Origin of the sequence: Longimicrobium sp., assembly GCF_036399935.1 — a bacterium.
Lineage (GTDB): Bacteria > Gemmatimonadota > Gemmatimonadetes > Longimicrobiales > Longimicrobiaceae > Longimicrobium.
Genome location: NZ_DASWMD010000005.1, coordinates 44,702 through 56,806, shown reverse-complemented (window position 1 = coordinate 56,806; position 12,105 = coordinate 44,702). Strand labels below are relative to the sequence as shown.

Genomic DNA, 12,105 nt, shown 5'->3' with positions numbered 1-12,105 from the left:
TCGGTCCGAACGACAGGCAGCGCAGTGGACAAGGTCTTTCGCAAGCTCTTCAAGCAGCACTTCGGCGCCCCGCCGGTCAGCATCCTCGAGATCGCGGGCGACGGCTCGGCGCGCAAGATGGTGCGGCTGGTGGGCGAGAACATGGAAACGGCCGTGGGCGTCGTGGGCCCCGACCCCGACGAGAACCGCGCGTTCCTTTCGTTCTCGCGGGCCTTCCACGGCATCGGCCTCCCCGTCCCCGAGGTCTACGCGGTGGACGAAAAGGCCGGGATGTACGTGGAGGAGGACCTGGGCGAGACCACCCTGTTCGACGCCGTCTCGCAGGCCCGCCAGGCGGATCCCCAGGCCGACTTTCCCGCGGAGATGCTGCCGGTGTACCGGCGCATCCTGGAGGTGCTTCCCCGCTTCCAGGTGGAGGGCGGCAGGGTGGTGGACTACTCCGTTGCCTACCCCCGCGCGGCGTTCGACCGGCAGTCCATCCTGTGGGACCTGAACTACTTCAAGTACCACTTCCTCAAGCTGGCGCACATCCCCTTCAACGAGGCGCGGCTGGAGAAGGACTTCCGCCGCTTCGCCACGTTCCTGCTGGGCGCCGACACCCGCCACTTCCTGTACCGCGACTTCCAGTCGCGCAACGTGATGGTGCGCGAGGGGGAGCCCTGGTTCATCGACTACCAGGGCGGACGCCGCGGCGCCCTGCAGTACGACGTGGCCTCGCTGCTGTGGGACCCCAAGGTGGGGCTCACCGAGGCGCTGCGCGAGGAACTGCTCGAAGAGTACCTGGAGCACCTGGACGGGTATCTGCCGCGCGTGGACCGCAACCGCTTCCGCCAGCACCTGCGCGGCTACGTGCTCGTTCGCATCATGCAGGCGATGGGCGCCTACGGCTACCGCGGCTTCTTCGAGCGAAAGCCCCGCTTCCTGCAAAGCGTCCCGGGCGCTATCCGCAACGTCGAGCGGCTGCTGGAAACGGGCTTCGTTCCGGTGGACCTTCCCGAGCTGCGCCAGGTGCTGGAGCGCATCTGCGGAAACACCGTGCTGCGGAAGAAGGCGCCCACCCCCATGCCGGGGCTCACCGTGTACACCGGCAGCTTCAGCTACAAGGGCGGCTACCCCGACGACGCGGGCGGCCACGGCGGCGGCTTCGTCTTCGACTGCCGCGCCATCCACAACCCGGGGCGCTACGCCGAGTACGCCAGCCTCTGCGGCTGCGACGAGCCGGTGGAGAACTTCCTGGAAAGCCTTCCCGAGGTCGAAGACTTCTGGGGCAGCGTCCGCGGCCTGGTGGAGCACCACGTGGGCGCCTGGCTCACGCGCGGGTTCGGCTCGCTCTCGGTGTACTTCGGCTGCACCGGGGGGCAGCACCGGTCCGTGTACTTCGCCGAGCGGCTGGGTGCGTACCTGCGCGCCAATTACCCGTCGGTGAACGTGGTGGTCACGCACCGCGAGCAGCCGCGCTGGGAGCCCGCGCGCGCCGAAGCGCTGGCGCTCTCGGCCAGCGCCGGGGTGGAGGCCGGCGCCGCCGAAGTGGCCGCCTGATGGACGCCATGATCCTGGCGGCCGGGCTGGGCACCCGCCTGCGCCCGCTGACCGACCACACCCCCAAGGCGCTGATCGACGTGGCCGGCGTGCCCATGATCGAGCGCGTCGCCCGCAGGCTCATCGATGCCGGCGCGGACCGGCTGATCGTCAACACGGCGCACCTGGCGCAGAAGATCGAGGACTACGTGCGCCAGCGCGGCGGCTTCGGCGTGGAGGCCGAGTTCTCGCGCGAAGACCCCGGCCCGCTGGAAACCGGGGGCGCGCTGCTCGCCGCGGAGGGGCTGTTCCGCAAGGACGCGCCGTTCTTCCTTCACAACGCCGACATCCTCACCGACCTGCCGCTGGACGGCATGTACGCCGCGCACGGAGCCGCCGATCCCCTGGCCACGGTCGCCGTCCTGGACCGCCCGAGCACCCGCAAGCTGCTCTTCGACGACGACGGCCTCCTGGGCCGGGTGGACGAAACGAAGGCGCTGGACCTGCGCGTGCGCGAGCCCGTCGGCGCGGTGCAGGCGCTGCCGTTCGCGGGCGTGCACGTGCTCGCTCCCCGCATCTTCGGGCTGCTGACGGAGCGCGGCGCCTTCAGCATCCTGGATCCCTACCTGCGCCTGGCCGGGGCTGGAGAGCGCATCCTTCCCTTCCGGGTAGACGGGCACGCCTGGCTCGACATCGGGCGGCCGGAGCAGCTGGAAGAAGCGCGGCGGCGGTACGCGTAAGCCGCGGATGGAACGCCTCTTGCCCCGTCCCCGACCCGCTTTTGGCGAAGGGAACGGGACCACGACGAGGGGATGCGGACGATGAACGGACGGCTGGCGGCGGTGCTGGCGCTTTCCCTGGCGGCCGCGTGCGGCGGCGGGGGTGAGCAGAAGGAAGTCGATTCGCCGGCGACGACGATGGACGAGAGCACCACCGATCCCGGCGAGGGGCAGGCGCCCGACGTCAGCCCCGTCGGCCGGCCGGAGCAGACGATGGCGGCCGGGCACCTGTCGGCCATCAACAACTCCGGCGTCACCGGGTCGGTGAACTTCCGTGGCATCGGCCAGCAGACGGAGATCTCCCTGCAGGTGACCACGGCCCCCGCGGGAACGCAGCAGCTGAACGCGGCCGTGGTGCAGGGCACCTGCCAGCAGCCCGGAAGCGAAGTGGCGCCCGTCGGGCCGCTGACCGTGGGCGCCGGCAACGTCGCCGCCGTCACCGACACGCTGAACCTGCCGCCGGGCACGGTTCTGAACGGGCAGCATGCGCTGGTGGTCAAGGGCCAGAACTCCGGCCCCGCCACCCCGCCCCTGGCCTGCTCGCCGTTGCCGAAGTGGGAGCGCCTGCCCCCGACGGGCTGAGCGAGCACGGAACGGACGCAGGAGCGCCGCGCGGCCGTGGGCTCGCGCGGCGCTTTCGCTTGCTGGGGATGAGCTACGCCGCGAGCTCCAGCACGTCCAACCCCTCGTGCCGCGCCGCCGCGCACTGCACCCGGTCCGAGCTCACGAACGAGAAATCCACGCCGGCTCCCAGTCTGTCGCGCGTTTGGACGGCAGCGGCAACCTGGATGGCGTCCGCAGGTCGTAGTCTTCGCCGCTGCACGATCTCCGCAGCCGTCCGCATGAAGTCGGAGGCTCGAACGACCAACATCGGAGATTCCCTGACAAAGCTCTGGACCAGATCGGGAATCGTCTGGCGCAGCGCGGCCGCGCTGAGTCCCTTGCGAGCCGCGTGCGGCCCCCGCTGGATTTGATGAAGTGCAGACATCACCTCCGGCAGCGACAGGTCGCAGACAAATACGTCCGCGGACCGCTCGCTCCGCTGCGCACTTCGCACCAGATCATGCACGATGGCGGAGCCAGGCTCTACCGCGTGCAGCTTCACCACCGCTGAAGCATCGAAGAAGTAGCACCTCATATGTGGTTCGCTCGCCGCATCCGGATCAGCGCTTGGCTGGGCAGCTCTCCCTCCATCTCGATCATCTCCGGAAGCTTCCAATCAGGCCCGTCGTTCGGCAGCTTCGCGACGAAGCCTGCCTCGATCAATGGCCTGAGATGTTCGTGCTCGGGCAGGATTTCGGGCATGCAGTCACGGCACGGCTTCTTCATACGTACGCTCCGGTCGGGGTAATCTTCAGAAGGACGATCCTCGTTCCTGTGGGCATTACGCTGGAGTAAGCACCTCCAGTCCCTCCAACGCCGCCGCCCGGCACTGCTGCTTGTCATTGCTCACGAAGATGAAGGTGACACCCGGACCGACGGAGTTGCGGGCTGCCAGCGCCGCGGCAATGTGCACCGCGTCGGCACCCCGTACCTGCTGCCGTTCCACGATCTCCGCCGCGATCGACATGCAGCTGCTGCTCGGGATGGTCATCAAGGGCGATTCCACGCCGAAATCGTCGCGGACCCTGGGCAGCGTGTGGCGTAGCGCGGCCCGGCTGATGCCGCGCCGGGCCGCGTCGGTGCTGTGCGCGGCCTGCTGAACGGCGGAGACCGTCTCCGGCAGGGCAAGATCACAGAACCAGAGCTGGACCGTGGATGGAGCCCGCGTGGCGCTCCGCATCAGCTCGCGGATCAGCACCCATCCCGCTTCCAGCAGGTACAGGCGCGCGATCGCGGACGAGTCCAGGAAGTAGGCGTTCAGAAGCCCCTGCTCCGTCGCTGCTGGACGACGATCCTGCTCACCACGTCCGCCGGAATGGGCAGCGGCTCCGGCGGCTCCCAGTTCGGGTTGGGGGTGGGCAAGCGAAGCTCGATGCCCATTTCCTCCGCGCGGCGCTTCATCGCCAGCAGTTCAGGGGAATGCTGCAGGACGGGCTTGTCAGTGGTCGGTTCCGCGAGTGCTTCGCTTACTGGCTTGCTCATGCGCTCCTCCGTCAGGGGACGCACGAAAGATAAACCGGACGTGCTGAACGTCCAATACCGCGAGCCGCCACGGCTGGTACGAGTTTTTTAGGCCACAAAGAAGAACCCCCGGACGAGGCTCGTCCGGGGGCTCTCCTGCTGATTTTCGGCGCGTGCTCAGCCCTGCGGGAACGGGGGCGGCACCACCAGGCCGGCTCGGTTCACGCGCGGCGAGCGCAGGGGCACCCGCTCGTCTTCGGCGCGCTCGCGCTGCGTCCAGCGGAAGTACACGGCGGTGATGGCCAGCCACAGCGTCAGCCCCCCCGGCACCCACATGATCACCCCGCCCAGCCGCTGGTCCTCCAGCGCCGACAGCTCCGAAAACACCCGCGGCGCCTCGACGTACCAGGTGTACAGCTCGGTCTGCGAAAAGGTGATCAGCGCCGCGGAGATCATCATGGGGATCCCCACCAGGAACAGGTACATCATCTGCAGCACGGGGGCGATCCGCGGCAGCTCCGGGAGCGGGCTTCGCACCGGCCACCACATGATGGTGCCCGTCACCATGATCATCAGGTGCATGGTGATGTGCACGCCGTGGCTGCGCATCATCAGGTCGTACGGACCCGGAAAGTGCCAGGCCAGGAAGATGGCGTTGTTCAGCGCGAACGCCATCACCGGAAAGGTGAGCGCCCGGGCCGCGCGCGCCGCCCACGGCCGGCGGATCAGCGGCCGCAGCGCCCACGCCGGGGTGCCGTACAGCAGGAACGGCGGCATGATCAGGATCAGCAGCAGGTGCTGAACCATGTGGGCGCTGAACAGGAAGTAGTCGCTCAGCTCGTGAAGCGGCCCCTGCAGGGCCCCGAACATGATCGCCAGCCCCCCCATGAACGACGCCACCTGCCTCGCCGGCACGGGAGCGGAGCCGGGAAAGCGGTGGCGAAGGGGCCCCACCATCAGGAGATACGCGCCCGCGAGCAGCAGCCACCCCGCCATGAAGCTGGGGTACACCCGCCATTCGTTCCAGGCGAAGGTCTCGCCGTGCAGCAGCGCGAAACCCAGGACCGCGTTCGACATCAGACTACACCCTGCCCTTCTCGCAAATGCGGTGCGCTCAGTGCGCCGGCGGCGTGGTGGGCGCGCCGGGCTGCTGGCTGGGCGCCGTGCCCGAGCCGTGCACCCCCTCGTTGCTGCTGGCCGTGCCGTGGATGGCCGTGCTGGTGCCGTGAAGCGGCCCGAAGAGCAGGATCATCCCGCCGATCACCAGGACGGCCAGCAGCGCGGGAAACACGAACACCGCCGTGAACAGCTTGTTGTCGTACTTCAGGTGCATGTAGTACGCGACCACCGACACGAACTTCAGCGCCGACAGGAACAGGATGATGAAGACCGCCGTTCCCGCCGCGTACCAGTGCTGCGTTTCGCCGTAGTACCCGATCACCTCCAGCACCGTCAGCCCGATCAGGATGGCCCCGATGGTCAGGTAGAAGCGGTTGGTGGGGTGCGCGTGCTGGCTGTGCGCCATCTCGTTGGCTTCGCTCGACATTGGCCCGCTCAGGGAATCAGGTACACGAGGGGGAAGATCACGATCCAGATGACGTCGACGAAGTGCCAGTACAGGCCGCCGATCTCCACCAGGAGCGACTTCTCCGGCCCCAGCTTGCCGGTGTGCACCCGCCACGCCAGCGTCAGCAGGTAGATCACGCCCGCCGTCACGTGGGCCCCGTGGAACCCGGTCAGCAGGTAGAACGACGAGCCGAACAGGTTGCTCGAGATGGTCAGCCCCTCGTGGATGAAGTGGCTGTACTCGTACACCTGCCCCACCGCGAAGATGGCGCCGCCGATGGCCGTGGCGATCAGCCAGTTGCGGCTCCAGGTGCGGTCGCCGCGCTGCGTGGCCGAAAGCGCCAGCACCATCATCACCGAGCTCATCAGCAGGATGAAGGTGGTGAAGGTGATCAGCGGCATGTTGAACACGCCCTCCACGTGCTGCCCGTTCCACACCCGGTCGTGCGGAAAGGGCGGCTTCAGGCTCCTGCCCTTGTACGCCATGTACGTGGCGATCAGCGAGCCGAACAGCAGGCACTCCGAGCCGATGAAGCCCCAGAACGCCAGCTTGCGGCTGTCCAGCCCCGTGCTGGTGTCCAGGTGGCCCGGGTGGGCGGCGTGCGCCTCCAGCGCGTGCGAATGATCCATGGTCCTGTCGGTACCCGTGTGTGCGTCCAAGTAAGGCGAAGTGCGCCGCGGATCAGTGCTCGTGGCCCGGCTCGAAGGCGAACTTGAAGATCGACAGCGTGGTCAGGGCCACGCCCACCACCGTCAGCAGCCACAGCCAGTGGAGCGGCCCGTCCATCGAGCGGAAGATCAGCCCCATGAAGGTCAGCGAGATCCCCGAGGCCAGCACGATGGGCCAGAACGACGGCGGCGGCAGGTGAATGCCCAGGTCGTGCGCCGACATCTTGTTCTCGTCGTCCGGATACGTCATCTCGCCCATGTCGGCGCCCATCAGCCGCACCTGCTCGGTGTCTTCCTCCGCTCGGCCGTGCGGGATGCCGCCGTCCTTGGTGGGGTCGCCCTCCCACAGGGGCATGCGCGAGTGCACCACCGGGATCGTGCGGAAGTTGTACACCGGCGGGGGCGACGGGATGGACCACTCCAGCGTGGGCGCGCCCCACGGGTTGGGCCCCGCCACCTTCCCCCACTTCCACGAGAACACCAGGTTGATGGCGAAGATCAGCGTGCCCAGCGCGATGATGAACGAGCCCGCCGAGATCACCAGGTTCATCTCGTTGAACCCCATGTTGTCGGCGTAGGTGAAGATGCGCCGCGGCATGCCCAGCATCCCCAGGAAGTGCATCGGGAAGAACGTCAGGTTCATGCCGATCAGGGTCAGCCAGAAGTGCGCCTTCCCCGCGCGCTCGCTCAGCATGCGGCCGGTGATCTTGGGGTACCAGTAGTAGATGCCCGACCACAGCCCCAGCACCGTGCCGCCGAAGAACACGTAGTGCAGGTGCGCCACGATGAAGTACGTGTCGGTCTGCTGCAGGTCCGAGGGCGCCGCCGCGTGCATCACGCCCGAGATGCCGCCGATGGTGAACATGGCGATGAACGCGATGGAGAACAGCATGGCCGTGGTGTAGCGGATGGCGCCGCCCCACATGGTGCCCAGCCAGTTGAACACCTTGATCCCCGTGGGAATGCCGATGAGCATCGTCGACAGGGCGAAGAAGCTGTCGGCGATGGGGCCCATGCCCACCGCGAACATGTGGTGGCTCCACACGCCCCACCCCAGCCAGCCGATCAGGACGCCCGAGAACACCATCACGTTGTAGCCGAAGAGCGGCTTGCGGCTGAACGTGGGAAGCACCTCCGACACCATTCCCATGATGGGAAGGATCAGGATGTACACCTCGGGGTGGCCGAACATCCAGAACAGGTGCTGCCAGAGCAGCGGGTCGCCGCCCGCGGCCACGCTGTAGAACTGCGTGCCGAACACCCGGTCGAACATCAGCTCGGTGATGGCGATGGTGAACACCGCCATGGCCGTCACGATCAGGATGCTCGTGATCAGCGTCAGCCAGGTGAAGATGGGCATGCGCATCAGCCGCATTCCCGGCGCGCGCATGTTGATGATGGTGACGATGAAGTTCAGCGACGCGATGATCGACGACAGTCCCAGGATCTGCAGGCCCAGGACGTAGAAGTCCATGTTGATGCCGGGCGAGAACTGCTTGGTGGTGATGGGCGCGTACGCGAACCACCCCGAGTTCGGGCCCAGCTTCATCAGGATGCTGGCGTTGAAGAAGATCACGCCGAAGAAGTAGACCCAGTACGACAGCGCGTTCAATCGCGGGAACGCCACGTCGCGCGCCCCGATCTGCAGCGGGATGATGTAGTTGAAGAACGCGGCCGTCAGCGGCATCAGCGCCGCGAAGATCATCGTCAGCGCGTGCATGGTGAAGAGCTGGTTGTACAGCTCGGCGCTGACGAAGTCGTTGTTGGGCACGGCCAGCTGCACCCGGATCAGCAGCGCCTCGATGCCGCCCACCAGGAAGAAGAAGAAGGCCGTGACGCCGTACATGATGCCGATCCGCTTGTGGTCGACCGTGGTGATCCAGCTCCACAGTCCCGTCGGCTCGGCGTGCGCGGCCGCGTGCGCGTGCGGGGCGGCCAGCGTTGCAGATGATGCCATTCCTACTCCATCGGGTTCGGGGCGCCGCCGGGGGCCGGGCGCCTGATCACGGAACCGCCCCGTCAGGGGGGGGCGGGACGTCACCACGTATCGGGCTCTGGCGCTACTGCAGCGACTGCAGGTAGGCCACGATGTACTGGATCTGCTCTTCGGTCAGGTTGCCGCCCGCCGCCTTCCCCTGCGGCGGCATCAGCGAGCCGGGCTTCATGGCCGGCGCGTTGCTCACCCACTTCGCCAGGTTCTCGGCGTTGTTGTCGACGATGCCCGCGGCCAGCGTGCGGCGCCGCCCGAAGTGCGTCAGGTTGGGCCCCAGCCGCCCCACCATCGGCGTGCCCTCGATGACGTGGCAGCCCGCGCAGGCGCCCTGCGTGACCAGCTTCTTGCCCAGCGCCACGGCCGAGGTGCTGTCCGTGGGCTCCAGCGCCGGCCGGGCCTCGTTCTCCAGCCACTGCCGGAAGCCCTCGGGGGTGTGGGCGATCAGCCGCATCTTCATCAGCGCGTGGCTGTCGCCGCAGAACTCGGCGCACTGGCCCATGTACACGCCGGGCACCGTGGGCGTAAAGATCAGCCGGTTGACGCGGTTGGTGATCAGGTCGCGCTTGCCCGCCATCTGCGGCACCCAGAACGAGTGCAGCACGTTGTCCGACTCCAGCAGCAGCTGCACCGGCTGGTTGATGGGAACGTGGATCTCGTTGGCGGTGATGACGGTGTCGTTGCCCACCGGGTACTGGAACTCCCACCACCACTGCTTGCCGATCACCCGCACGTTCAGCGCGTTGGCGGGCGGCTCGGGCTGGGTGATGAAGATGGCGCGCACGGTGAAGACGGCGATCACCGCCACGATCAGCGCCGGGAGCAGCGTCCAGGCCACCTCGAGCTTGGTGTTGCCGTGGATCTGCTCGGGGTCGGGCATGCCGGGGCGGTACCGGAACTTCCACATGATGTAGCCCATCCCCGCGAACGTCAGCACGCCCACGACGATGCCCATCCACATGGTCAGGTTGAACAGAAACATCTGCTCCCTGGCCATCTCGGTTTCGGGCGCGAACGTGGTCTGCGGGTATCGGGTGATGTGGTCTTCGCCGCAGGCCGCCAGCAGGGCCAGGAGCGCGGCGGCCAGCAGCGGCCGCATCCCGCGCGCGGCCCGCCCCGGGGGGGTCGTGCGGGCGGCGGGAATGGAGACTGACTTCATCGGCTGTGGGTGTTCGGCGTTCTTGCTGGTTGCTCTGACTGGAAAACCCGGCGCGCGTGGGCGCGCGCGAGCCGTGCCCGAAACGGGGGGCTGCCCGGCTGGGCGCGCATAATAGGTGTGCCCGCCGGGATACGCCAGTGCTCTTTCTGGCGAGAATGTACGGCGGGTGGGGCGCCGTGTCTGTGGGGAGTTCTCCCACCTGCCGCGCCCCTCCGGACACGCGCATCCCGGGCCGCGCCGGTATCACCGCCGCGGGCTTCTCCGTATCTTCCGCTCCCCGGTTCCCGTTCCCCCTTTTCCCCGCGGTTCATGGCCCAGGCACGATCGCACGCGGGACAGCGGCGCCGGTCGCCAGCGGATGGTCCGCCGTCGCTGGCCGAGCGGTGGCGCGCCATGCGCAACGTTCCCCCGTTCCTGCGCATGGTGTGGCACACCCACCGCGGCTACGTGCTGGGCATCGCCGCCCTGCGGCTGGTGCGCGCGTTCGTGCCGCTGGCGTCGCTGTGGGTGGGCAAGCTGATCGTGGACCAGGTGGTGGCGGCCACCCGCGGCGGCGCGCCCGACTGGGACCGCATCGGCGGGCTGGTGGCGCTGGAGTTCGGCATCGTGGCCGTGGGCGAGGTGGCGGCGCGCACGGGGACGCTGCTGGAAAGCCTGCTGGGCGACCTGTTCAGCAACCGCATGAGCGTGCGCCTGATGGAGCACGCGGCCGAGCTGGACCTTCAGCACTTCGAGGACCCCGCCTTCTACGACCGGCTGGAGCGCGCCCGCCGGCAGACGGTGGGGCGCATCGCCCTGCTCAACCAGCTCTTCGGGCTGGCGCAGGACGCGCTCACCCTCGTCACCCTCACGGGGACGCTGCTCGCGTTCTCGCCCATCCTGTTCGGCCTTCTGGTCGTGGCGGTGCTCCCGTCGTTCCTGGGCGAAACCCACTTCGCCGCGCTGGGCTACTCGCTGCTCTACCAGTGGACGCCCGAGCGGCGGAAGCTGGACTACTACCGGATGGTGGCCGCGTCGAACACGACGGCCAAGGAGGTGAAGCTCTTCGGCCTGTCGCCATACCTGATCGAGCAGTACCGCACCCTGGCCGACGGGTTCTACGAGGCCAACCGGCGCCTGGCCATCCGCCGCTCGCTCGCCAGCACCGGCCTCACCCTGCTGTCGACCGTCGGCTACTACGCGGCGTACGCCACCATCGTCTACCGCACCGTCCTGGGTCGGCTGACGCTGGGCGACCTGACCCTGCTGGCGGGCACCTTTTCCCGCTCGCGCGACCTGATCCAGCGCATGCTGCTCTCCACGACGGAGATATACGAGCAGGCGCTGTACCTGGACGACCTCTTCGTCTTCCTTCGCCTGCAGCCGTCCATCCGACGGGGCGAGGGGTCGCTCCCCTTTCCCGATCCCATCCGGGAAGGGTTCGAGTTCCGCGACGTCTGGTTCCGCTACCCCGACGGGGAGGAGGGCGGCGCCGCCGATCCGCCGGACGACGATCCGTCCTGGGTGCTGCGCGGCGTGTCGTTCCGCATTCGCCCCGGCGCGCGGCTGGCGCTGGTGGGGGAGAACGGCGCAGGAAAAACGACCGTCACCAAGCTGCTCACCCGGCTGTACGAGCCCACGCGCGGCGCCGTGCTGCTGGACGGCCGTCCCCTGGGCGACTACGACCCGGCGGACCTCCACGACCAGGCGGGGGTGATCTTCCAGGACTTCGTGCGCTACGACATGACGGCGGAAGAGAACATCGCCGTGGGGCGCATCGGCGACCTGGCGCGCGACCCGGCCGCCGCCCGGCCGCGGGTGGAGGGGGCGGCGCAGCAGTCGCTGGCGTCGGAAGTGGTGGAGACGCTTCCCGGGCGCTACGGGCAGATGCTGGGGCGGCGCTTCGAGGGCGGGGTAGACCTGTCGGGCGGGCAGTGGCAGAAGGTGGCGCTGGGCCGCGCCTACATGCGCGACGCCCAGCTGCTGATCCTGGACGAGCCCACCGCGGCGCTGGACGCGCGCGCCGAGTACGAGGTGTTCCAGCGCTTCTCGGAACTGACGGCGGAAAAGATGGCCGTCCTGATCTCGCACCGCTTCAGCACCGTACGGATGGCGGACCGCATCGTGGTCCTGGAGCACGGGCGGGTGCTGGAGGAGGGGACGCACGAGGAGCTGCTGGCCCTGGATGGCCGCTACGCCGAACTGTTCAACCTGCAGGCCGCGGGGTATCGCTGACCCCCTCCGGCGCGGACACGTACAAACCCCGTTCACCTTCCCATCCGGCCCTCGCGGCCCCATATTCCGGGAGCACCTCCCCACCACAGAGGCGCCGGCGCGAACCCAATGCAAGTCGTTGGGCAGCAAGCGGTTTCGCAACACGG

At 68.3% G+C, this 12,105-nt stretch carries 13 protein-coding genes; 4 read left to right on the top strand and 9 right to left on the bottom strand.

All coding sequences use genetic code 11. The features are described from left to right. Positions 1–24: 24 nt before the first annotated feature. From VGB24_RS01840 to VGB24_RS01830, 3 genes are all read left to right on the top strand, one after another. Entirely contained in the window at positions 25–1,539 is a 1,515-nt protein-coding gene (locus VGB24_RS01840) for a RapZ C-terminal domain-containing protein (protein WP_331071248.1), read from the top strand. Next, positions 1,539–2,258: a nucleotidyltransferase family protein gene (locus VGB24_RS01835; protein WP_331071247.1), complete on the top strand. Its 720-nt coding sequence runs from the start codon at positions 1,539–1,541 to the stop codon at positions 2,256–2,258. Before VGB24_RS01840 ends, VGB24_RS01835 begins: the two co-directional genes overlap by 1 nt. Positions 2,259–2,330: 72 nt before the next feature. Next, positions 2,331–2,879: a hypothetical protein gene (locus tag VGB24_RS01830; RefSeq protein ID WP_331071246.1), complete on the top strand. Its 549-nt coding sequence runs from the start codon at positions 2,331–2,333 to the stop codon at positions 2,877–2,879. 73 nt (positions 2,880–2,952) lie between these two features. On the opposite strand, the gene VGB24_RS01825 is transcribed toward VGB24_RS01830, so the two are convergent. The 9 genes from VGB24_RS01825 to coxB form a co-directional block, all read right to left on the bottom strand. Beyond that, the gene (locus tag VGB24_RS01825; RefSeq protein ID WP_331071245.1) at positions 2,953–3,435 is read right to left on the bottom strand and encodes a type II toxin-antitoxin system VapC family toxin; all 483 of its coding nucleotides are present in this window, start codon (positions 3,433–3,435) and stop codon (positions 2,953–2,955) included. Next, entirely contained in the window at positions 3,432–3,626 is a 195-nt protein-coding gene (locus tag VGB24_RS01820; RefSeq protein WP_331071244.1) for a hypothetical protein, read from the bottom strand. Before VGB24_RS01820 ends, VGB24_RS01825 begins: the two co-directional genes overlap by 4 nt. 55 nt (positions 3,627–3,681) lie before the next feature. After that, positions 3,682–4,098, bottom strand: coding sequence for a hypothetical protein (locus VGB24_RS01815; RefSeq protein ID WP_331071243.1), 417 nt, complete (start codon positions 4,096–4,098; stop codon positions 3,682–3,684). 59 nt (positions 4,099–4,157) lie between these two features. After that, positions 4,158–4,382 (bottom strand): hypothetical protein, encoded by a 225-nt coding sequence (locus VGB24_RS01810; protein ID WP_331071242.1) that lies wholly within the window; start codon positions 4,380–4,382, stop codon positions 4,158–4,160. Positions 4,383–4,538: 156 nt separating this feature from the next. Beyond that, complete coding sequence (locus tag VGB24_RS01805) at positions 4,539–5,438, bottom strand: cytochrome c oxidase assembly protein (RefSeq protein ID WP_331071241.1); 900 nt, start codon at positions 5,436–5,438, stop codon at positions 4,539–4,541. 37 nt (positions 5,439–5,475) lie between these two features. Beyond that, positions 5,476–5,907, bottom strand: a complete 432-nt coding sequence (locus tag VGB24_RS01800) for a cytochrome C oxidase subunit IV family protein (RefSeq protein ID WP_331071240.1) — start codon at positions 5,905–5,907, stop codon at positions 5,476–5,478. An 8-nt stretch (positions 5,908–5,915) separates the two neighbouring features. Next, positions 5,916–6,557, bottom strand: a complete 642-nt coding sequence (locus VGB24_RS01795) for a heme-copper oxidase subunit III (RefSeq protein WP_331071239.1) — start codon at positions 6,555–6,557, stop codon at positions 5,916–5,918. Positions 6,558–6,609: 52 nt separating this feature from the next. Continuing rightward, positions 6,610–8,553, bottom strand: a complete 1,944-nt coding sequence (gene ctaD / locus VGB24_RS01790) for a cytochrome c oxidase subunit I (RefSeq protein ID WP_331071238.1) — start codon at positions 8,551–8,553, stop codon at positions 6,610–6,612. Between the two features lie 103 nt (positions 8,554–8,656). Beyond that, on the bottom strand, positions 8,657–9,745 hold the full coding sequence (coxB, locus tag VGB24_RS01785; RefSeq protein ID WP_331071237.1) for a cytochrome c oxidase subunit II: 1,089 nt from the start codon (positions 9,743–9,745) through the stop codon (positions 8,657–8,659). Between the two features lie 309 nt (positions 9,746–10,054). Here coxB and VGB24_RS01780 point away from each other — a divergent pair, with 309 nt between their 5' ends. Further along, positions 10,055–11,959 (top strand): ABC transporter ATP-binding protein, encoded by a 1,905-nt coding sequence (locus tag VGB24_RS01780; protein ID WP_331071236.1) that lies wholly within the window; start codon positions 10,055–10,057, stop codon positions 11,957–11,959. Positions 11,960–12,105 lie beyond the last annotated feature (146 nt).